At 35.5% G+C, this 22,947-nt stretch carries 17 protein-coding genes; 12 read left to right on the forward strand and 5 right to left on the reverse strand.

Annotated elements, in window-relative coordinates; genetic code table 11:
- Positions 1-46: 46 nt before the first annotated feature.
- Positions 47-1,396, forward strand: coding sequence for a sigma-54-dependent transcriptional regulator (locus FLACHUCJ7_RS04430; RefSeq protein ID WP_180908042.1), 1,350 nt, complete (start codon positions 47-49; stop codon positions 1,394-1,396).
- A gap of 30 nt (positions 1,397-1,426) precedes the next feature.
- Here the strand turns inward: FLACHUCJ7_RS04430 and FLACHUCJ7_RS04435 are convergent, their stop codons facing one another.
- Complete coding sequence (locus FLACHUCJ7_RS04435; protein ID WP_180908043.1) at positions 1,427-1,831, reverse strand: hypothetical protein; 405 nt, start codon at positions 1,829-1,831, stop codon at positions 1,427-1,429.
- A 232-nt stretch (positions 1,832-2,063) separates the two neighbouring features.
- On the opposite strand from FLACHUCJ7_RS04435, the gene FLACHUCJ7_RS04440 reads away from it, so the two are divergent.
- The 8 genes from FLACHUCJ7_RS04440 (at position 2,064) to FLACHUCJ7_RS04475 (ending at position 11,825) form a co-directional block, all read left to right on the forward strand.
- The gene (locus tag FLACHUCJ7_RS04440) at positions 2,064-2,345 is read left to right on the forward strand and encodes a DUF7674 family protein (protein ID WP_180908044.1); all 282 of its coding nucleotides are present in this window, start codon (positions 2,064-2,066) and stop codon (positions 2,343-2,345) included.
- Positions 2,346-2,520: 175 nt separating this feature from the next.
- Positions 2,521-2,598, forward strand: coding sequence for a K(+)-transporting ATPase subunit F (gene kdpF / locus FLACHUCJ7_RS25605; protein WP_078227983.1), 78 nt, complete (start codon positions 2,521-2,523; stop codon positions 2,596-2,598).
- Between the two features lie 108 nt (positions 2,599-2,706).
- On the forward strand, positions 2,707-4,428 hold the full coding sequence (gene kdpA / locus FLACHUCJ7_RS04450) for a potassium-transporting ATPase subunit KdpA (RefSeq protein ID WP_180908045.1): 1,722 nt from the start codon (positions 2,707-2,709) through the stop codon (positions 4,426-4,428).
- Between the two features lie 181 nt (positions 4,429-4,609).
- Positions 4,610-6,667, forward strand: a complete 2,058-nt coding sequence (gene kdpB, locus FLACHUCJ7_RS04455) for a potassium-transporting ATPase subunit KdpB (protein ID WP_180908046.1) — start codon at positions 4,610-4,612, stop codon at positions 6,665-6,667.
- Between the two features lie 122 nt (positions 6,668-6,789).
- A complete protein-coding gene (locus FLACHUCJ7_RS04460) occupies positions 6,790-7,341 on the forward strand; it encodes a K(+)-transporting ATPase subunit C (protein WP_180908047.1) in 552 nt (183 codons plus the stop codon).
- Between the two features lie 391 nt (positions 7,342-7,732).
- Complete coding sequence (locus tag FLACHUCJ7_RS04465) at positions 7,733-8,824, forward strand: porin (RefSeq protein ID WP_180908048.1); 1,092 nt, start codon at positions 7,733-7,735, stop codon at positions 8,822-8,824.
- Between the two features lie 82 nt (positions 8,825-8,906).
- Entirely contained in the window at positions 8,907-10,031 is a 1,125-nt protein-coding gene (locus FLACHUCJ7_RS04470; protein WP_078227982.1) for a histidine kinase, read from the forward strand.
- Between the two features lie 72 nt (positions 10,032-10,103).
- The gene (locus FLACHUCJ7_RS04475; protein WP_180908049.1) at positions 10,104-11,825 is read left to right on the forward strand and encodes a HAMP domain-containing sensor histidine kinase; all 1,722 of its coding nucleotides are present in this window, start codon (positions 10,104-10,106) and stop codon (positions 11,823-11,825) included.
- 78 nt (positions 11,826-11,903) lie between these two features.
- Here FLACHUCJ7_RS04475 and FLACHUCJ7_RS04480 read toward each other — a convergent pair whose 3' ends face one another.
- A complete protein-coding gene (locus FLACHUCJ7_RS04480) occupies positions 11,904-13,313 on the reverse strand; it encodes an APC family permease (RefSeq protein ID WP_180908050.1) in 1,410 nt (469 codons plus the stop codon).
- A gap of 370 nt (positions 13,314-13,683) precedes the next feature.
- Between FLACHUCJ7_RS04480 and FLACHUCJ7_RS04485 the strand changes: the two genes are divergently transcribed.
- The 3 genes from FLACHUCJ7_RS04485 to FLACHUCJ7_RS04495 all read left to right on the forward strand — a co-directional run bounded on the left by FLACHUCJ7_RS04485 (position 13,684) and on the right by FLACHUCJ7_RS04495 (position 15,977).
- On the forward strand, positions 13,684-14,523 hold the full coding sequence (locus FLACHUCJ7_RS04485; RefSeq protein ID WP_180908051.1) for a DUF5677 domain-containing protein: 840 nt from the start codon (positions 13,684-13,686) through the stop codon (positions 14,521-14,523).
- Between the two features lie 19 nt (positions 14,524-14,542).
- Positions 14,543-15,244 (forward strand): hypothetical protein, encoded by a 702-nt coding sequence (locus tag FLACHUCJ7_RS04490; protein ID WP_180908052.1) that lies wholly within the window; start codon positions 14,543-14,545, stop codon positions 15,242-15,244.
- Positions 15,245-15,413: 169 nt separating this feature from the next.
- Positions 15,414-15,977: a hypothetical protein gene (locus tag FLACHUCJ7_RS04495; RefSeq protein ID WP_180908053.1), complete on the forward strand. Its 564-nt coding sequence runs from the start codon at positions 15,414-15,416 to the stop codon at positions 15,975-15,977.
- 132 nt (positions 15,978-16,109) lie between these two features.
- Here the strand turns inward: FLACHUCJ7_RS04495 and FLACHUCJ7_RS04500 are convergent, their stop codons facing one another.
- The 3 genes from FLACHUCJ7_RS04500 to FLACHUCJ7_RS04510 all read right to left on the reverse strand — a co-directional run bounded on the left by FLACHUCJ7_RS04500 (position 16,110) and on the right by FLACHUCJ7_RS04510 (position 22,757).
- Complete coding sequence (locus FLACHUCJ7_RS04500) at positions 16,110-17,237, reverse strand: C40 family peptidase (protein WP_110308678.1); 1,128 nt, start codon at positions 17,235-17,237, stop codon at positions 16,110-16,112.
- A gap of 347 nt (positions 17,238-17,584) precedes the next feature.
- On the reverse strand, positions 17,585-19,849 hold the full coding sequence (locus FLACHUCJ7_RS04505) for an aconitate hydratase (protein ID WP_180908054.1): 2,265 nt from the start codon (positions 19,847-19,849) through the stop codon (positions 17,585-17,587).
- A 124-nt stretch (positions 19,850-19,973) separates the two neighbouring features.
- Complete coding sequence (locus FLACHUCJ7_RS04510; protein ID WP_078227529.1) at positions 19,974-22,757, reverse strand: bifunctional aconitate hydratase 2/2-methylisocitrate dehydratase; 2,784 nt, start codon at positions 22,755-22,757, stop codon at positions 19,974-19,976.
- Between the last annotated feature and the right edge of the window lie 190 nt (positions 22,758-22,947).

Genomic DNA, 22,947 nt, shown 5'->3' on the forward strand with positions numbered 1-22,947 from the left:
TAAATTTGTACATCAAATACCAAATTTGGTTTTAGCATCTCTGCAAATGACACACAAAATTTTAATTATAGACGACGAAGAAAAACTGAGAAGTCTGCTTGTTCGCATTATAAAATCGGAAGGATTTGAAGTTTTTGAAGCGAAAGATTTAAAGTCCGGTTTTAAGAAACTGGAACAAACCGATATTGATGTTGTTTTGTGTGATGTAAAACTTCCCGACGGAAACGGCGTTGACTTTGTTCAAAACATAAAAAGCAGTTTTCCTTTAACGGAAGTTATTCTTTTAACCGCTTTCGGAAATATTCCAGACGGTGTTCAGGCGATGAAAAATGGCGCTTTCGATTATATTGTAAAAGGAGACGATAATGACAAAATTATTCCCCTTCTTTATAAAGCGGTAGAAAAAGTGCATTTACAGAAAAAAGTACAACAACTTGAAAAACGAATCAACGATAAATATTCTTTCAACACGATAATCGGAAAATCAAAAGGAATTGAACAAGTTATTGATTTAGCTCAAAAAGTAGCCAAAACCGATTCAACTGTTTTATTGACCGGAGAAACAGGAACAGGAAAAGAGGTTTTTGCACAGGCGATTCACGAAAACAGCAATCGTACAGGAAAATCTTTTGTGGCTTTAAACTGTAGCACTTTCAGCAAAGAAATTCTGGAAAGCGAACTTTTTGGTCATAAACAAGGCGCATTTACCGGAGCTGTGAAAGATAAAAAAGGTTTTATCGAAGAAGCAAATGGCGGAACGTTGTTTCTGGATGAAATTGGAGAAATGCCAATTGATCTTCAGGCCAAATTATTGCGGGTTTTAGAAACGAGTGAATATATTCCGGTTGGAGATACGACTTCAAAAAAATCAAATTTTAGATTAATTGCAGCGACAAATCGTGATTTAAAAGAAGAAAGCGAGGCGCATCGTTTTCGTTCTGACTTGTATTTTCGTTTGAATATTTTCGAAATCAAACTGCCTTCTCTTAAAGAAAGAGTTAAAGATATTCCGTTGTTGGTTAATTATTTTGTGAAACAATTCTCAGAAAAAACGAATAAAAAGACTTTACAAACTTCTGTTGATTTTATAGAAAAACTAGAAAATTATTCCTGGCCGGGAAATATTCGTGAACTCAAAAATATAATCGAGAGATCTGTTATTTTAAGTAACGGCGACACTTTGACTTCTGATGTTCTTCCTTACGAAATGCAGCATCAAACAGAAAAAGCCAGCAAATCTATGTCCGCTTTTTCTATGCAGAGTATTGAGAAACTGCATATTCAAAAGGTTTTAAATTATACTAAAGGAAATAAAGCTGAAACGGCTAGATTATTGGAAATTGGAATTGCTACTTTGTATAGAAAGTTGGAAGAATATGGGATAGAGAAAATTTAAATTCCAAATATGTTCCGGTTCCTTAATTCTCTAGTTTTCCATGGGCGGTTTTAAAAATAATAATTGGTTTCTAAACTTTAATAAAGCATCGTGCTGTGTGTCAATCATGTTTTGAAAAGTAGCAATATTACTTTTAGTGTAATGCTTATTTGTTCTCAAATCTTCATAAACTTTTTCAGACAATCCTTTTCCATATTCTTCTTTAGCTACATTAAGATAATGCTGAAAGCTTATGTCAGGATATAATAAGTGATCTGCTCCGTTATTATCATCAATATATTTTTGAATTATGGATTGTACTTCTAAATGTAATTTTTGAGTAACTTTAAAAACAGCCAACAAATTATTTCTTTCTTCATCAGGTTTAGAATTAAAAGTTTTCTGATATGTTAACCAAGCTATTATTAGACCTGCTATACCTATAAAAATTTCCATAAATTCATATTTAAGTTTATCAAATATATTGAAAAAAGCCTCATAATTATTTGAACGATTTAATTTAGATATACTATCATTTCAATAAAAGCTTATCATTTTGATAGGCTTTTATTATGCCTGATTTTTGGCAAAAAACTACATTTCTTTTATTGACAGCACTTTAGCTACAACTTGACTTTTTCGGAACATATTTTGGCATAAGGAGAAAGAACATTAAAATTTCATCCAAATGAAAAATCAAGTTACCTCAATCTACAAACAAGCCGAACGGTTTGCCGAAATCACTAAAAAATCAATCATATCTGGTAATATCGTTCGGGCTAAAAAGTGTTTAGCACTCGCTGAACGATTATTTATTACTGGAAGCATGGAAACTAAAAATGCTATTTCTAATGTGTATGTTTTTTCGGTTTCCTCTTTTATGGAAGTGCGTTACTGCAATATTTCACATCTTTTTCCGCAAACGCTTAAAACTGAATACATCAAGCAGGTTAATGCTTCAGGAGTCTAATTAGTGAAATGTTGTTTGTGAGATGTACTGATCACTTTTCACAAATAACATTTTACTTCTCACATTTCACAAATCTAAAAATAATATTATGATCCCTTTTCTTTTAATCGCATTGGCAGTTTTACTGTTTGCCATTTGTTTCCTCTCTGTTGAATTCTTCGAAAAAATCTAAATCATGACAACACTCTTTATTGTTTCAATCGTCGTTTTCGTGTATTTGATTTATGTATTAATCAAACCTGAAAAATTTTAAATCATGTAAAAAGTAAAATGTTTTATGTGAAATGTAAAAGTTAGATCAATTCATTTTACAATTTACATTTCTCATTTTACAATTCACATTTTACAAAACTCACATATTATGAACACAGAATTATTAGGCGTCATAGGTATTTTTATCCTGACAATTGTTTTAGCGATTCCTTTAGGAAAGTATATTGCTAAAGTTTTTTTAGGAGACAAAACGCTTCTTGACCCGATTTTCAATCCAATTGAAAAATTTATTTTTAAAATCAGCGGTATCAATCCAGCTGAAGAAATGAACTGGAAACAGCATCTAAAAGCACTTTTAAGTATCAATATGCTTTGGTTTTTTCTTTGCTTTTTTGTTTTACTTTTTCAAGGTTCCTTACCATTAAATCCGGACAATAATCCATCAATGTCGCCCGATTTGGCATTTAATACGGCTATTTCATTTGTAGTGAATTGCAACTTACAGCATTATTCTGGTGAAACGGGTGTTTCGTACTTATCGCAAATGGTTTTGATGTTTTTACAATTCGTTTCAGCTGGAGTAGGAATCGCTGCTGCAGCAATGGTTTTTACCGCTATGCGCGAAAGAACCACAGACAAATTGGGGAATTTCTACAACTATTTTGTAAAAAGCTGCACTCGTATATTATTACCACTTTCTACAATCGTAGCTATTGCTTTAGTTTTTAGCGGAACTCCAATGACTTTTGAAGGTAAAGATGCGATCACAACTTTACAAGGCGATCACGTTGAAGTTTCACGCGGACCCGCTGCTGCTTTTATTGCGATTAAACATATTGGTACAAACGGCGGTGGATTTTTTGGAGCTAACTCGGCCCATCCTTTAGAAAACCCAACTTATTTTACGAATGCGATTGAACTTTGGGCGCAGATGATTGTTCCCTTTGCGATGATCTTTGCACTTGGTTTCTTCCTTAATAAAAGAAAATTCGCTTATATCATTTTTGCTGTAATGACAGTTGGATTTTTACTCTTGGTAATTCCGACAATGTCAAGCGAAATCAAGGGAAATCCTGCTATCGAAAAAATGGGAATCTCTCAATTAAACGGAGCAATGGAAGGAAAAGAAGTTCGCTTTGGGCCAGCTATTTCAGGTTTCTGGAGTATTGCTACAACGGTAATTTCTACAGGATCTGTCAACAGTATGCACGATAGTTCAATGCCAATGTCCGGAACTATGCAATTATTATCTATGATGGTAAATGCCTTTTACGGCGGATGTGGTGTTGGTATTTTGAACTACTATATTTTCATTATTCTGGCTGTATTTATCTCCGGATTAATGGTTGGTCGAACACCAGAATTTTTAGGAAAGAAAATCGAAGCGCGAGAAGTTAAAATTGCCGCTTTTATCGCCATTCTTCATCCATTACTAATATTATCCGGAACTGCTTTAGCTTCTTATTTTGCTGCACATGATACTGCAATGGGTTATTGGTTTAACGGAAATGCAACAGGCTGGTTAAACAATCCTGGTAACCACGGATTCTCAGAAATGTTATACGAATACACTTCAAGTGCTGCCAATAATGGTTCTGGTTTTGAAGGTTTGGGAGATAATAATCCGTTCTGGAATATCACTACGGGAATTGTATTGCTGCTAGGACGTTTTATTCCAATCATTGGTCCATTAGCAATTGCAGGTTTACTGGCAGGTAAAAAATACATTCCAGAGAGTGCAGGAACTTTAAAGACTGATACCTCGATTTTCGGAATCATGACTTTTGCCGTAATCGCAATTATCGCTGCTTTATCATTCTTCCCAGCGTTGGCACTTGGGCCTTTAGCGGAATTTTTTACTCTAAAATAAAAATGCTGGATAATTTAAACACATAGAAACATAGAATTTAAATCTATAAAAAAGAATAAAAAAAAAACTCGTTTTCACTCATAGCTATGTGAATGTATGCAAGTGAAACGCCTTTTGCGCAAAGTTAAAATATATGTTTCTATGTGTTTTTAAAAATCAGTTAAACAAAATAATATAAAAAATGACAACTAATAAATCCACATCATTGTTTGAAAGTAAACAGGTAAAAGAAGCCTTAGCGCAGTCTTTTGTAAAGCTGAATCCAAAAATGATGATCAAAAATCCGGTAATGTTTACCGTAGAAATTGGAACAGCCATTATGTTTGCTGTCTGCATTTCGATCTTAATGGGCGCAAATGACCAAGGAAGTTTTACTTATAACTTAATTGTATTTTTAATTTTACTGGCAACGCTTTTATTTGCAAATTTCGCCGAAGCCATTGCTGAAGCAAGAGGAAAAGCACAAGCCGATAGTTTAAGAAAAACCCGCGAAGAAACTCCTGCAAGACAAATTCTAACTAATGGAGAAATAAAAAATATCAGTTCTTCTGCATTAAAAAAAGACGATATTTTCGTTTGCGAAGCCGGTGATTTAATTGCTGCCGATGGTGAGATTATCGAAGGTCTGGCTACTATCGACGAAAGTGCCATTACTGGAGAAAGTGCTCCTGTAATTCGGGAAGCTGGCGGAGATAAATCATCCGTAACCGGAGGGACAAAAGTATTATCTGATAAAATTAAAGTAAAAGTTACTTCTGAACCTGGCGAAAGTTTTTTGGATAAAATGATTGCTTTGGTTGAAGGTGCGAGCCGTCAGAAAACACCAAACGAAATTGCCTTAACCATTTTATTAGCCGCATTTACTTTAATTTTCGTGATTGTGTGCGTTACGCTAAAACCGTTTGCCGACTATGCCAACGCACCCATCACGATCGCGGCTTTCATTGCTTTGTTTGTTTGTTTGATTCCAACTACAATTGGAGGTTTGCTTTCTGCGATTGGTATTGCGGGAATGGACAGAGCTTTACGAGCTAACGTAATTACAAAATCGGGTAAAGCGGTTGAAACTGCTGGAGATATTGATGTTCTGCTTTTGGATAAAACAGGAACAATTACAATTGGAAACAGAAAAGCAACCAATTTTTATCCAACAAAAGGAATTTCTTTAGATGACTTTATTAAATCTGCCGTGTTGAGTTCACTTGCAGATGATACTCCGGAGGGAAAAAGTATTATCGAATTGAGCAAAACGATCGACTTAAATGGAAAAATACAATCTGATATTGCACAATTTACAGAAAACATCTCACACAGTATAAAATTTACGGCCGAAACCAGAACTTCTGGAGTAGTATTAAAAGACGGAACTAACATTCGAAAAGGCGCACAAGATGCTGCTAAAAACATTGCAGAACAAGCTGGAAATATTTTCCCTAAAGATACTGCCCAACAAGTTATTACGATTTCATCTAACGGAGGAACTCCATTAGTAGTAATCAAAAACAATGAAGTTCAAGGCGTTATTGAACTTCAGGATATTATAAAAACCGGAATGAAAGAGCGTTTTGAGCGCTTACGCAGAATGGGAATCAAAACGGTTATGGTTACAGGAGATAATCCGCTTACGGCAAAATTTATTGCCGAAGCTGCCGGTGTTGATGATTTTATTGCCGAAGCTAAACCTGAGGATAAAATGAATTATATCAGAAAAGAACAGGCTGAAGGAAGACTAGTTGCCATGATGGGTGACGGAACAAATGATGCTCCTGCCCTTGCCCAAGCAAATGTTGGAGTTGCCATGAACAGCGGAACTCAAGCAGCAAAAGAAGCCGGAAACATGGTCGATCTTGACAATGACCCAACAAAACTAATTGAGATTGTTGAAATTGGAAAACAGCTTTTAATGACTCGCGGAACGTTGACTACTTTCTCTATTGCGAATGATGTTGCTAAATATTTTGCCATTGTTCCTGCTCTTTTTATTACGGCGATTCCGGCATTACAAGGTTTGAATATTATGCATCTGCACAGTCCTGAAAGTGCGATTTTATCTGCTGTAATTTTCAATGCGATTATCATTCCAATTTTGATTCCGCTTGCGCTGAAAGGGGTTGATTATCGTCCAATTGGGGCTAGTGCGATCTTAAAAAGAAACCTTTTGATTTATGGTTTAGGCGGATTGATTGTTCCTTTCATCGGAATTAAAGTAATTGATTTACTTGTAGCACTATTTATGTAAGATGCTAAGGCGTTAAGTTGCTAAGATTCTAAGTTTTTTTTCTTAGAATCTTTAAAACTTATTTATCACAATTAAAAAAACTTAGAAACTTAGAGACTTAGTCTCTTAGAAACTTTAAAGAAATGAAAAATCTATTTTCTATAATAAAACTTACTGCGGTTACACTGATCTTATTCGCAGTTATTTATCCTTTAGCGATTTACGGAATCGCACAAATTGCTCCTAATCAAGGAAAAGGAGAAACTATTTCGGTTAACGGAAAGGTTGTTGGTTATCAAAAAATCGGTCAAAAATTCGATAAGTCGAATTATTTCTGGGGAAGACCTTCGGCTGTTGATTATAATGCGGCAGGAAGTGCCGGAAGTAACAAAGGGCCGAGCAATGCTGAATATTTGGCGTTGGTTCAAAAGAGAATTGATACATTTTTATTGGTTCATCCTTATTTGAAAAAATCTGAAATACCAGCTGATATAGTTACAGCTTCCGGAAGTGGTTTAGATCCGAATATTTCTCCGCAAGGGGCTTTTATTCAGGTAAAACGAATTGCTAAAGAAAGAAAACTGGATGAAGCTAAAGTAAAAGCTTTGGTGAAATCTAAAATTAATACAGCTGTTGTTGGTCCTGAGACCGTGAATGTTTTGGAATTGAATGTAGCGCTGGATGCGCTTCGCTAGAAAAGGTACTGAGGTTCTGAGTTGCTAAGATTCTAAGGTTTTCTATGCGCATTCTTGTCATTTCGACGAAGGAGAAATCTTCGCAAGAAGCTCCGCAAAGAATGTCAAATCTGTGGCGATCTAGCAACGAAGATTTCTCCTTCGTCGAAATGACAAACTGTGGCGAAAATTGGAATCGAAAAACTGAATTCTACAATTGACACCTAACAGGTTTTTAAAACCTGTTAGGATATAAAACTTATTATAATACAAAACGCCTTTTTTACCCCAAATGCCCTAGCCCCGATAGAAACGAAAATCCTTTTGTTTGGGGTTCCAAACAAAAGATTGTAGTGGATAGCGGGAAATAGCTCCTAAAAAATCTACTAATAAATAATTGAATACCACAAAAATGAAAAAAATAATACTTACTGCTTTAATCGCTTTTGGTTGTAGCAATTTACACGCACAGAAAGAATCTAAAAGTCCGTTTACGTTTTCGGGATATGTTGATGTTTATTACAGTTATGATTTCGGGAAACCGGAAAATCATACGCGTCCCGGATTTATTTATAATTATAATAGAAGCAATGAAGTAAACCTGAATCTGGGTTTGGCAAAAGTGAATTATTCGAAGGAAAATGTCCGAGGAAATTTTGCGCTGATGGCGGGAACTTATGCCCAATATAATATGTCGGCTGAACAGGATTTGCTGAAAAATATTTATGAAGCGAATGTTGGCGTGAAGATTTCTTCGAAACATAATTTATGGATTGATGCGGGAATTATGCCATCGCATATTGGTTTTGAAAGTGCGATTGGGAAAGACTGTCAAACTTTGACTCGGAGTATTCTGGCTGAGAATTCGCCTTATTATGAAGCGGGTGTGAAAATTGGTTATACATCAGATTCTGGAGAATGGTATTTGGCTGCGATGTATTTGAACGGCTGGCAGCGAATTCAAAAAATAGACGGAAATCAAACTCCGGCTTTTGGAACGCAGATTACTTATAAACCTTCGGATAAAGTCATTTTGAATTGGAGTACTTATGTTGGAAATGAACAGCTGGATATTGATAAAAAATGGCGCTATTTCAACAACTTTTACGGACAATTTAAAGTAACGGATAAAACAAATGTTACGGCTGGTTTTGATGTTGGTTCACAGCAATCGGCTAAAAACAGTAATAAATACGATACCTGGTTTTCGCCTGTTTTGATTCTGCAATACAAACCGACAGATAAAATTCAACTGGCAGCGCGAGGGGAATATTACAGCGATGAAAAAGGGGTAATTATCCCGATAGCTATCGGGACAGAAACGCCAAACGGATTTAAAACTTACGGATTTTCAGCTAACTTTGATTACTTAGTTTCTGATACTATTATGTTTAGAATTGAAGCGAGAAATCTTTCAAGCAAAGAAGAAATTTTCACAAATAAAGACAATCTTCCAACGGATACGAATACGTTTGTAACGACTTCCCTGGCGATTTCTTTCTAGCTTTAGGCTATAGGCTTTAAGCGGTAAGCTTTTTAAAGTTATACTGCCTAAAGCCTAAAGCTTATTGATTAAAGCAAAAATTATGGAAAACGAAAATAATAACGCACAGCACTTTCTGGATTTGATTCAGAAATCCCGAAAGGGAAAGTTCAAAATCTACATTGGAATGAGCGCCGGTGTAGGCAAAACTTTCCGTATGCTTCAGGAAGCGCATTCGTTATTGAAAAACGGAATCGATGTAAAAATTGGTTACATCGAAACACATATGCGAAAGGAAACGCATGAGTTATTGTCTGGTCTTCCGGTTATTCCGAGGCGGACCATTTTCTATAAAGGAAAAGAACTCGAAGAACTCGACGTTCAGGCAATCATCAACCTTAGACCAGAAGTGGTTATTGTTGATGAATTGGCGCACACGAACGTTGAAGGAAGCAAAAATGAAAAACGCTGGCAGGATGTTTTAGAGATTTTAGATACGGGAATTAATGTCATTTCGGCTGTGAATATTCAGCATATTGAAAGTTTAAATTCAGCTGTAAAACGTATAACAAATATTGATGTTCAGGAACGCATTCCCGACAATGTTTTACGTTTGGCAGATGAAGTCGTGAATATCGATTTAACATCTGAAGATTTGATTGCACGTTTGAAAGAAGGAAAGATTTATACTCCGGATAAAATTCAGACGGCTTTAACGAATTTTTTTAAATCGGAACAAATTCTGCAATTGCGCGAATTGGCTTTGAAAGAAGTAGCAAGTCAAGTGCTTCGAAAAGTAGAAAGCGAAGTACCTCAGCTTCACGCTTTGCGTCATGAAAAATTGCTAGCCTGTATTAGCAGTAATGATAAAACGGCTAAAATTGTGATCAGAAAAGCAGCTCGATTGGCAAGCTATTATAACGGAAGCTGGTATGTTTTGTACGTCGAAACTCCTCAGGAAAGCAGTACAAAAATTGCACTTGATAAACAAAGACACTTAATTAATAACTTTAAACTTGCCGTGCAATTAGGAGCCGAAGTTATTAAACTCGAAAATTCGAATATTTCCAATGCAATTTTGACAACTGTAGAAGAAAAACAAATTACAACTGTCTGCATCGGAAAACCGCATTTGAATTTATTTAAAGTAATTTTGTCTACAACAATTTTCAGGCGTCTGCTAAATAAATTATCATTATCAAACGTCGATCTTGTTATATTATCGTAAAATGTTTTTATGTGAGATGTAAGATTTTTCATTTCACATTTTACAGGAAACATTTCACTCAAAAAATAAAATATGAGAATTAAAACCAAATTGAATCTGGGTGTTGGATTGTTATTTTTGATGATCATCATTCTCTCGTTAGTGAGTGCTTATTCTGTTTTTTTAATTAAGCAGGACACCGAGAATATTCTGAAATCCAATTACAATACGCTGGAATATTCGCGAAATATGATTTCTGCTTTGGACGGAATTAAATTGGGTTCGAAAGAAACCATTCAGAATTTTGAGGAAAATCTCGAAAAGCAAACCCATAATATTACAGAACCAGGCGAAAAGCAGGCAACCGAAAAACTGAAAGAAAGTTTTGCTCTTTTAGCGAAAAATAATGCCGATGAAGCTGTAAAAGCGCAAATCCGTCAGGATATTTTTGCCATTATGAAACTGAATCTGGATGCCATCAAACAGAAAAGTGATATTGCTAAAAAAACGGCAGAAACGTCCAATTTCTCCATTGCTATTGTGGGAACTTTGTGCTTTTTGATAGCGTTTAATTTATTGGTTAATCTGCCAAATAACATTGCAAATCCAATTAGGGAATTAACGCTCAGTATTAAGGAAATTGCGAATAAAAACTATTCAGAACGTGTTCATTTTACGAGTCACAGCGAATTTGGAGATCTTGCAAAATCATTTAATACCATGGCCCAAAAACTGAAAGAATATCACGACAGTAATGTGTATAAACTTCTTTTTGAGAAAAAACGACTGGAAACGCTTATCAATAATATGAACGATCCTATTATTGGTTTGGATAACGAAGGTATTGTTTTGTTTGCCAATGATGAAGCACTGAAAATTATTGGTCTGAAATCAGAAAACATCATTAACACACAGGCATCTGAATTGGCGGTTACGAATGATTTAATCCGTTCTTTAATTTTGAAAGAAAGTGAAAATGAAATTCCGAAAAAACAGCCTTTAAAAATATTTGCCAACGGCAAAGAAAGTTACTTTGAAAAAGAAATTCTCAATATTACGATAACACCGACCGGTGAAGAAAAAGAAATCAATATTGGCGATGTGATTATTCTGCGAAATATTACGCTTTTTAAAGAACTGGATTTTGCTAAAACTAATTTTATTGCCATCGTTTCGCACGAATTAAAGACGCCGATTGCCTCTATTAAATTAAGTCTTCAATTGCTTGAAAATGCCAAAACGGGCGATATGAACGATGATCAGAAACAATTGGTTGAAAGCATTAAAGACGACAGTCAGCGTTTGTTGAAAATCACAGGGGAATTACTCAATTTATCGCAATTGGAAACCGGAAATATTCAGCTAAATATTGAAAAAAGCAATCCGTATGCAATTGTGAATTACGCTGTCGAAGCGGTAAAAGTCCAAGCTGATCAAAAACAAATTCAATTAATTATTAATGCCGCTGAAAATCTCAAAAACGTAAAAGCCGATTCCGAAAAAACGGGCTGGGTTTTGATTAATTATTTATCGAACGCTATTCGTTATTCTTCTGAAAAAAGCACGATTTTTATTAAATTAAAAGAAGAAAATAATCAGATAGTTTTTCAGGTTATCGATACCGGAAAAGGAATTGACCCCAGATACAAAGACAAAGTTTTTGATAAGTATTTCCAGATTCCGGGAAGTCCAAAATCAGGAACGGGACTGGGATTGGCAATCAGTAAAGAATTTATAGAAGCTCAAAACGGAACTGTTGGAGTAGAAAGTAATTTAGGATTGGGTAGTACTTTTTGGTTTGCTTTAAATGTTTAATTTTTTATCTCAAAACAAGAAACATAAAGTATAGGAAACGCCATATTTTGGTTAATATGGCGTTTTTATTTTACAATCTTATTCTTTTGGGTTCATAAAATAATAAACCGGAATTCCAATTAACATAATCAGGATTCCCCAACCACAGGTTGAAAATTTTGTAATCAATAAAGAAACGCTTATCGCCGATGCTACAATAATGTAAAGCAATGGTAAAAACGGATATCCAAATGCTTTATAAGGCCTCTCTGCATTGGGCATTTTTTTACGTAAAATAAAAATCCCGTAAATGGTCAGAATGTAAAAAATCAAAACAATAATGATAACAAAATCTAACAAATCACCATATTTCCCAGTCAGGCATAAAGCCGAAGCCCAAATGCACTGTGCCCACAAAGCCCATGAGGGTACACTAAAATTATTCAGTACTGCTGCTTTTTTAAAGAACAAACCATCGTTTGCCATTGTATAATACACTCTCGCACCCGCCATAATCAAACCATTATTACAGGCAAAAGTCGAAATCATAATCATAATAGCGATAACCAAAGTTCCAATATCTCCAAAAATATATTGCGAAGCTACTACTGCTACCCTATCCGATTTTGCTGTAGCAATTTCATCCAGCGGAATCACTGCCAAATACATCAAATTTGTCAAAACATAAATAATAGTCACGATAAAAGTCCCTAAAAACAAACTTAAACCCACATTACGTTTTGGATTTTTAATCTCTCCCGCAATAAAAGTTACCCCCACCCAGGCATCACTCGAAAACAACGAACCCACCATCGCTGCCGAAATTCCGGTAATCAATGCCTTTCCGCTAACAGGAAGCCATGAACCATTATCTGCATTATAAGAATGAGGTGTCCAGGCATCTGTCCAGTTAGCATCCCAAACTGATGCTTTTGCTGCAAGCGTTAATCCAAAAACGATCAAACCCAGCAATGATAATATCTTAATTATGGTAAGAATAGTTTGAAGTATCTTTCCGTTTTTTACGCCCCGACTATTAATGTATGTCAGTAAAACAATAGTTACAATCGATACAATCTGAGCTGCGTTGAGTTTAAAGGCTCCCAATTCAAATAATACATTTTCATCACTCAGAGGTTCATAAAGATAGGCTGCAAACTTAGAGAAAGCTACACCAACGGCAGCAATCGTTCCGGTTTGGATTACCGCAAAAAAACTCCAGCCATACAAAAAGGCAATTAATTTGTTATACGCTTCTTTCAGGTATACATATTGCCCACCCGCTTTTGGAAACATGGCACTCAGCTCTCCATAACTTACTGCTGCAATAATGGTAATTAATCCTGAAATAAGCCAAATCAATGTCAGCCATCCTGCCGATCCTACTTGTCTGGCAATATCTGCACTCACAATAAATATCCCGGAGCCAATCATAGAACCTACCACAAGCATGGTTCCGTCTAATAATCCGAGTTCTCTCTTAAAATTTTCCTGGTTGTCTTCTTGCATTATTTTTTGGTTTTTTGGGTTGGTTAAAGATATACTTTTTTTGGAAATTTTTTAATTAGCCCACTAGATTGTTAGAATTTTAGATTATTTGATTTTATTCTTTTGGGCGTGTCCCAAGGGCCGGGCTTTCGGCTATATCTTTTGTTTCGTTTCTCTTCACAAAAGGATACCGCCTCTATCCCTCACGCAGCTTTAGTTTTCATAAGGAAATATTTAATTAGCGATTCATAAAGTTATTTAGTGATTGGAGATCTTTTTTATTATTTTTGAAAGAATAATACGAAACAAACCTTCGTGTTTACATTTATTTTTGGGTAGATTGGCGAAGGTTTGTTTCGTATATATACAAGTTAGTGGCAACCTTAAGACAATGAACTACAAAAACGAAATAAAATACCTCGACAAGCAGTTACAGTGCTTCCAAGAAGTTATTTATGCAATTGCTCCGGATAAAATAGGTTATTCCGAGCTGACTTCAGTCATTGGCCCAATTTTAAAATTCAACCTCGACACAGGTAAAAGCATAAAGCTGTTAGCAGAAAATAATCATCTTCGAGACTTAATCATTCTTTCGAGACCATTTATTGAAAGTATTATTAATGTTGGTTTTATTTGCGCTAAAGGAGAAGAGGCTGTTTTAAAATCAAAAAAGTATGCTTATCAAAAGGGGTATCGCGACCTTTTCAGAGAAATAAAACTCAACGATTTTGAAATCAAAAATAAACTAACTGACCATAAAGGATTTATTGACCCTCATAGACCAGAGCACTTGGTTGAGGCGTTGGATGAATACACAAGAAATAACGGCAATGAAGTAAATTCTTGGACTGACGAGACAGCAAAACAAAAGTTAGAAATTATTGGTAAGAAATATGGACTTGGAGTAAATGGGTTTTTGACTTTTGCGTTTTTTAATATTTACAGAGATGTTTCTGAAATTATTCACGCAAGTTATTACGGTGTTAGAATTATGACTGGTATGCAAAATAAAGACATTTCTGCATTCAAGACATCGACTGATGCCGCAGAATATTTTACAGACCATCAGTTCAAACTGGGAACTCTAATTATGCAACAGGTTTCAATTTCAATTGTAGCGATGATCGACATACTGGTTCAAGAATTTAATTCTGAAGCAGTAAAAGCTATTAAAGCAAAATCAGGAGATATTTTAAAAGAATATGCTGACGAAGTTTCGAAGAATAAATAATCACAAGCGGAAAAAATAAATGGATTTTAAAGGTGGAACAATAATTATCGGATCATTACTTTGGGACAAGACACCAATCAGACATAAGTGGCGGACACTTTGCTTAAATGAAATTTCTACAAAGACACCTGTTAAAGTGAAAATTCGTTACGGACGACAATCGCAATCAAGACAGAATACTTATTCAATGATTTTTTCAAATCATCCTACAACGGAATACGGACAAGCTTATATTTTAGGTTTTAAAGAAATAATTAAAAATGCAAGAATATTAGAAAGTCAAGCGTTCGCTTTAGCAAGTGCAGAAGGACTTTGGGGAGACAAACCTTCATTAAATAAATCTTGGGGAACTGTTGGACTGCTAACAAATCCAAACATTGACAGTAAAAACAAAACAGGTGCCGACATTATAAAGAAAAGATGGACTGAAATTTATCAGAACTACAAGAACACATTCAAAGCAACTAAATACTGCATAGACAACGAACTACCAGTGATTGACGACAACGGCTTTCTAAATATTGACTGGACAGAAGAAATGAATGATTACGATTTTCTTATTGCTACACCAGTTGTTCCAAATATTAAAAAAGCTTTGACTGCAAAGGAAATTGCAGACATAATGAAGGAAAACAACTATTTTGAGTATTTCGACAATAACGTAGCTAACGACATAACGACATTTCAAGACAATGAAATTAGACAATCACTTGGACGATAGAAAGGCAGCCACTAACAGCTAGTAAGCAATAGTCGGGAATTAGGCTTAATGGAAAAATGGTTTTGTATTTGGAAAATTAGTGATAATCCGAATATAATTGCTTTATTTAGCCCGACCATCGCCTACTAGCGGGACGTTATGGATTACCTTACCAAGAAACATAGAAAATATGAATTTATATAAAAGAATCATTGAAATAATAGATGCGAACTTGATTCACTGTCTTATTCCAATAATTCTAACGTTAATAGTTATTGAATTTGTTTTCAAAAAACGTTTTGAAACTAAAAAGGTCCTTAATTCAATTTGTTGGCTAATTATTTTATATTCAATAGTTACTTGGACTTATTCATTAATAGCAATGATATTCTATCCTGAAGAATTTGCATTCATTGAAAGAGCGACAGGTCCATATAGCTGGGCTTATTGGACAATGTTCTTATCCGCATTGATTTTACCTTTCACATTATTCATTAAAAAACTATCATCCAATTTTTATTATGTACTATTTGTTGCAATTTTTATGAAAATCGGATTTTATTTCGAGCGTTTTGTTATAATTGTAACCAATTATCATCGGGATTATGGAACACAAAGGAAAAATGTTGAATTTACCGATTCATTCTCATTTGGAATACTAATGATATTTATTCAGGGAATAATAATAGCTCTAACTTCGTTAGCAATATTTGAAATTATAAAAAAGAAAAAAAGGCAAAGTAAAGTGTTGTGAACGGTTTATGGAATTATTTTTAAAAATTAAATCAAAATATTTACACAGAAATATTATTGCAAGATAGAAACTTCAGCAATAAAGATTATGTGGCAATTGCTACATTTCTAGTAAAGAACTCCAGCAAAAAAACTATTCCAAAATACGATTTACCTGCGAAAAAGTTCTTTCGTAGTAAGGCTCTTTGGTTGAAGAGATGATAACTCCGCTATGAGTTGAGGAATGAACAAATTTAATTTCTCCTTCAACTACTTCTACTACCATACCAACATGATTAATTTGGCGTCTTCCATTGGTTTTAAAGAAAATTAAATCTCCCTTTTGAGCTTCCTCTGTATTGATTTTTGTACCAATTCTGGACTGCTCGATTGAACTTCTTGGTAGCTTAATATCAAAATTACCGAAAGTACAGTACATTAATCCTGAACAATCAAAACCTGCTTTTGTGGTCCCTCCGGAACGATAACGCGTTCCTATATTTTCGGTCGCATTTGATATCAATTGGTCTATTAGATCAGAATGATTATTCCCTTTTATTAGTGCAGAATCTTTTTTAATTATTCCTTTATCAGATGCAAATTCAGGAGATTCTAAGGTATCTTTTTTTATTTCCGGAGTTGGTTTTGAAGCCTGTAAAGCATCCGCTTTTTCTTTTGAAGTAAGGATTTTTAAAACATATCCCACTGGTAATTTTTTCCTGATTTCCGGATTCTGTTTTTCTAACTCGGCTACAGTAATTCCGAATTCCTTAGCTATGGCATATTTCGTTTCTTTGGGCTGAACTTTCCTTGAAACTTCAACATCTGTAGTTGTTTGAATGTTTTCAATTGGTTTTTGCAAAGCCGGATCCGCATTCGTATTTGATGGAATGGTAATTTGCTGTCCTATTTTTAGACCTTCTGTCTCCAAAAGTGGGTTTGCTTTTTTTAGATCCTCAACAGAAACATTATATTTTTTTGAGATTCCCCACAGCGTTTCTTTTGCCTGAACATCATGTAAGCCCGGAGTTGTGTTAGCAGCAGTTTCATTAGATTTTATTGTTGCTGACTGATTGGTATTTGGAATTAATAAAACCGAATTTAATTTTAAAATTTTGGGAGCATTTGGATTGGCATTTGCAATATCTTTGGGTTTCACTCCGTATTTCTTAGCGATAGAAGTAAGATTATCACCTTTTGAAATGGTGTGTTTGATATATTTTTCCTGAGAAAAACCTGCTATGCTGAAAAAGAATATTATGATGGCTAATCTAAAAATCATTTGGGGGATTTTTTTTTATTTAACTGTGTATGATACACTTATAAAAATCTAATCAATACAGTGTATACCTATAAAGCGAATTTAACTTTTTAAACTAAAAAAAGCACTTTTTTTAACATGTTTTTAAGTTCTGCTTAAACATTTAAAATGCTTCTGAGATAAATGTTTTTTTTTTTGAATTGAAAACAATATTTATAATAAACACATATGCCCTAGCCCGGATGGAAGCGGCATCCTTTTGTTTTTTGCTGCCAAAAAACAAAAGATACAGCAGACAGCCGGATTGGCTCCTGAAAAAAAACGCCCTGTTTTCACAGAGCGTTCATAATTATAATCGAAATCTTGAATTAAGCTTTTCCGGCAGCAATCAAGTTTAGTGCAGAACCTGCAACAAACCAGCCAATCTGACCTTCGTTGTAAGTGTGATTCGCTAAAATAATATCTTTTGAGCCATCTGTATGAACAAACTCTAACGTCAACGGTTTTCCCGGAGCGAATTCCGTTAAATCTGTAAAATTGATGGTGTCATTTTCCTGAATTTTGTCGTAATCTGATTCGTTAGCAAAGGTTAATCCTAAAAGACCTTGTTTTTTTAGGTTGGTTTCGTGAATACGGGCGAAAGATTTTACCAAAACTGCTTTTACACCTAAGAAACGAGGTTCCATTGCTGCGTGTTCACGAGATGAACCTTCGCCATAGTTGTGATCTCCCACAACGACAGACGGAACGCCAGCCGCTTTGTAGGCACGGGCTACAGCAGGAACCGCATCATACTGTTCTGTTAATTGATTTTTAACAGAGTTTGTTTTTTGGTTGAATGCATTTACAGCACCAATGAGCATGTTGTTGGAAATATTATCTAAGTGTCCACGGAAACGTAACCATGGTCCTGCCATAGAAATATGATCTGTTGTACATTTTCCGAATGCTTTGATCAATAATTTGGCGCCAGTAATATTTTTACCATCCCAGGCATCAAACGGAGCTAATAATTGCAAACGCTCTGAAGTAAGGCTTACTACAACCTGAACTCCTGAGCCGTCTTCAGCAGGAGCCTGGAATCCCGGATCTTCAGCATAGAAACCTTTTTCAGGCAATTCATCTCCTGTTGGTTCATCAAGCATTACTTCTTCACCATCTTCATTAATCAATTTATCAGTCAATGGATTGAAGCCTAAATCACCGGCAATAGCAAGGGCAGTTACCAATTCCGGTGAACCTACAAACGCTAATGTATTTGGATTACCGTCTGCACGTTTGGAGAAGTTACGGTTGAAAGAGTGAACGATTGTGTTTCTTTCTTCTTTTTCTGCACCTTCCCTGTCCCACATACCAATACATGGGCCACAGGCATTTGCAAAGACTGTTGCGCCAATTTTATGAAAAGTGTCAATAAATCCGTCTCTTTCAATAGTAGAACGAACTACTTCTGAACCTGGCGTAATGGTAAATTCAGATTTAACTTTTAAATTTTTCTCTGAAACCTGCTTGGCTAAAGAAGCGGCACGGGAAATATCTTCATAAGAAGAGTTGGTACACGAACCTATTAAGCCAACCTGAATTTGTAATGGCCAGTTATTTTTGATGGCTTCTTCTTTCATTTTAGAAATTGGAGTAGCCAAATCAGGAGTAAAGGGACCGTTTAAGTGTGGCTCTAATTCAGATAAATTGATTTCGATAAGCTGATCAAAATATTTTTCAGGGTCGGCATAAACTTCAGGGTCTCCAGTCAGGTAAGAAGCTATTTTATCTGCGGCATCTGCAACATCGGCTCTGTTTGTAGAACGCAGGTAACGGCTCATAGAATCGTCATAACCAAAAGTTGAAGTGGTAGCGCCAATTTCAGCACCCATATTACAAATCGTACCTTTACCGGTACAGGACATAGCTGTTGCACCTTCTCCAAAATATTCTACTATAGCACCTGTTCCTCCTTTTACAGTCAGAATACCGGCCACTTTAAGAATCACATCTTTTGGAGCAGTCCAACCCGATAATTTACCTGTAAGTTTAACTCCTATTAATTTAGGAAATTTCAATTCCCATGCCATACCGGACATAACGTCTACAGCATCAGCACCACCGACACCAATCGCTACCATCCCTAAACCTCCTGCATTTACAGTATGTGAATCCGTACCAATCATCATTCCGCCCGGAAATGCATAATTCTCCAGTACTACCTGATGAATAATTCCGGCTCCGGGTTTCCAGAAACCGATTCCATATTTATTAGAAACTGACGACAAGAAGTCGAAAACTTCATTACTTTGTGTTTTTGCTCTGGCCAAATCAGTAGCAGCATCTACTTTTGCCTGAATCAGGTGGTCACAATGAACTGTTGTAGGAACAGCAACTTTTGATTTGCCGGCATGCATAAATTGCAATAATGCCATTTGTGCTGTTGCATCCTGACATGCTACACGATCCGGTGCAAAGTCAACATAATCAACTCCTCTTCCAAACGCTTTGGTTGGATTTCCATCCCAAAGATGATTGTATAAAATTTTCTCTGTTAAAGTAAGTGGACGACCAACAATCTCTCGTGCGGCATCAACACGACCGGGCATGTTGTGATACACTTTTTTAATCATTTCAATATCAAAAGCCATACTGTATAATTGTTATTTGTTATTTTTTTGAACAACACAAGTTACAAAAAATAGAACAGCTATTAAAGAAAAAGCCCGGGTTTATCACACGGGCTTTTGAATTATAATTGAAATAAGTATGTTATTACATAACTAACTGCTTGTTTGAAGGAGCAAACTTAGTCAGGTTGATACCTTCTACTGCTGCTGTATATTCTTCTATTGTAGGGGTTCTTCCAAGAATTGTAGATAATACTACAACCGGAGTAGATGAAAGCAATGATTCACCTTTTTTACCTTCAGTATCTTCTACTACTCTTCCCTGGAAAAGACGGGTTGAAGTAGCCATTACTGTATCTCCTTTAGCCGCTTTTTCCTGGTTCCCCATACATAGGTTACATCCTGGACGCTCTAAGTATAACATTTTTTCATATTCTGTACGTGCTGCAGCTTTAGGAGCGTTATCGTCAAACTCGAAACCTGAGTATCTTTGTAGCACTTCCCAATCACCTTCTGCTTTCAATTCATCAACAATGTTGTAAGTAGGAGGTGCAACAACTAAAGGTGCATTAAATTCTACTTTCCCATTTTGTGCTTCAACATTTTTCAACATTTGGGCAAGAATTTTCATGTCTCCTTTGTGAACCATACAAGATCCGATAAATCCAAGATCTACTTTTTTCACTCCGCCATAGAAAGACAAAGGTCTGATTGTATCGTGAGTATAACGCTTAGAAACATCTGCATTATTTACGTCCGGGTCAGCAATCATTGGCTCAGCAATCAGATCAAGATCTACAACCACTTCAGCGTAATATTTAGCATTAGCATCCGGAGTCAAAGCTGGCTTATCACCCGTTTTAATCTCAGTAATTCTTTTATTTGCTTTATTGATCAATCCCTGAAGAACTTGGTTATGGTTATCCATTCCTTTGTCGATCATGATTTGGATTCTGCTTTTTGCAATTTCCAATGATTCAATCAAAGTATCATCTTCTGAAATACAGATAGAAGCTTTTGCTTTCATTTCAGCAGACCAGTCTGTAAATGTGAACGCCTGATCAGCAGTAAGTGTTCCAATGTGAACCTCGATAATTCTTCCCTGGAAAACATTTTCACCTCCAAATTGCTTAAGCATCTGAGCCTGTGTAGCATGAACTACATCACGGAAGTCCATGTATTCTTTCATCGTTCCTTTGAAAGTCACTTTTACAGAATCCGGAATTGGCATTGAAGCTTCTCCGGTAGCAAGTGCAAGAGCAACTGTTCCTGAGTCAGCACCAAAAGCAACACCTTTAGACATTCTTGTATGAGAGTCACCACCAATAATGATAGCCCAGTCATCAATGGTAATATCGTTTAGAACCTTGTGAATAACATCAGTCATTGCGTGATAAACACCTTTAGGATCACGTGCAGTAATCAAACCAAAATTATTCATAAATTTCATCAATTTAGGAATGTTAGCCTGTGCTTTTTTATCCCATACTGAAGCAGTATGACAACCTGATTGATAAGCACCGTCAACGATTGGCGAAATCACTGTAGCAGCCATAGCTTCTAATTCCTGAGCAGTCATAAGCCCTGTAGTATCCTGAGAACCTACAATGTTTACTTCTACACGAACATCAGAACCAGCATGCAATATTTTACCCGGAGTTGAACCAACAGCATTTCTGTTGAAGATTTTTTCAACTGCTGTAAGCCCTTGTCCTTCATGAGAAATCTCTTTTGACGGAGCAAATACTAATGGGATATCAATTCCTAAAACCTTTGCCGCAAATGTTTGAAGTTTTTTACCAAATACAATGGCATAAGACCCACCAGCCTTAATAAATTCCATTTTCTGAGGAGTAAATGATCTTGAAATATCAATCAGTTCTTTATCTCCGTTATAAAGTTTTTTTGTTTTTGTATTAATTGTAAGAACAGTCCCTGTAGCAACTGAATAAACTTCCTCAAGAATTGGATCCCCGCTTTCATTTCGTACAACGTTCCCTTCTGCATCAACTTTCTTAACCCAGTTTTTAAGATCAATTCCAATACCACCAGTAACGTCAACTGTAGTTAAGAAAATAGGAGAAATACCATTCGTTCCTCCAACAATTGGAGAAAAATTTACGAATGGAACATATGGACTTGCTTGTTTACCTGTCCAAAGAGCCACGTTATTTACACCTGACATTCTTGAAGAACCAACTCCCATCGTACCTTTTTCTGCAATTAACATCACCGATTTGTCAGGGTGTTGTGCCTGAAGTGCTTTAATTTCCTCTTGTGCCTGAGGCGTAATCATACATTTCCCGTGAAGTTCACGATCTGAACGTGAGTGAGCCTGATTTCCCGGAGAAAGTAAATCCGTTGAAATATCTCCCTCACCAGCAATATAAGTAACAACCTTAATTTCTTCAGGAGCCTCTGGCAATTTAGTGAAGAACTCAGCTTGTGCATAACTTTCAATAATTTCTTTAGCAATTACATTACCACTTTTAAATGCTTCTTTTAAACGATCTGTATCTGCATCATAAAGATAAACTTGGGTTTTAAGTACATTTGCAGCTTCATTCGCAATAGAAATATCATTACCCAAAGCCAAGTCAAGCAACACCTCAATTGAAGGACCACCTTTCATGTGAGATAATAACTCAAAAGCAAAAGCAGGAGTTATTTCATTTACTACCGATTCTCCTAAAATAATTTCTTTTAAAAATTTTGCTTTTTCACCAGCCGCACTAGTAGTTCCTGGTATAGTATTGTAGATAAAAAATTTAAGAGAATCTTCTCTGTATTCATTATTTACATCTTTAATTTGAGCAATAATTACACTTAACAAATCGGCACCATCAATTGGTTTCGGGTTAAGCCCTTGTTCTTTGCGCTCTTCAATTTCTTTAAGGTAATCTGTGTAGATATTATTATCGAAAGCCATAGTAAAATAGGTATTTTTATTTTTTGTTCGCAAATTTAGGAATTAAAGCCGAGAATTAAAAAAAATATAACGGATGTCCCTTTTTCAAAAAATATTATTGCAAAATAATGAATTTCACCATTATTTATTGACAATATCTCAATATTACCCCCAAATATTAGATTATCAACAATTTAATATCTTTTCTTTA

It is taken from the genome of Flavobacterium salmonis, assembly GCF_903819435.1.
GTDB classification, from domain to species: domain Bacteria; phylum Bacteroidota; class Bacteroidia; order Flavobacteriales; family Flavobacteriaceae; genus Flavobacterium; species Flavobacterium chungangense.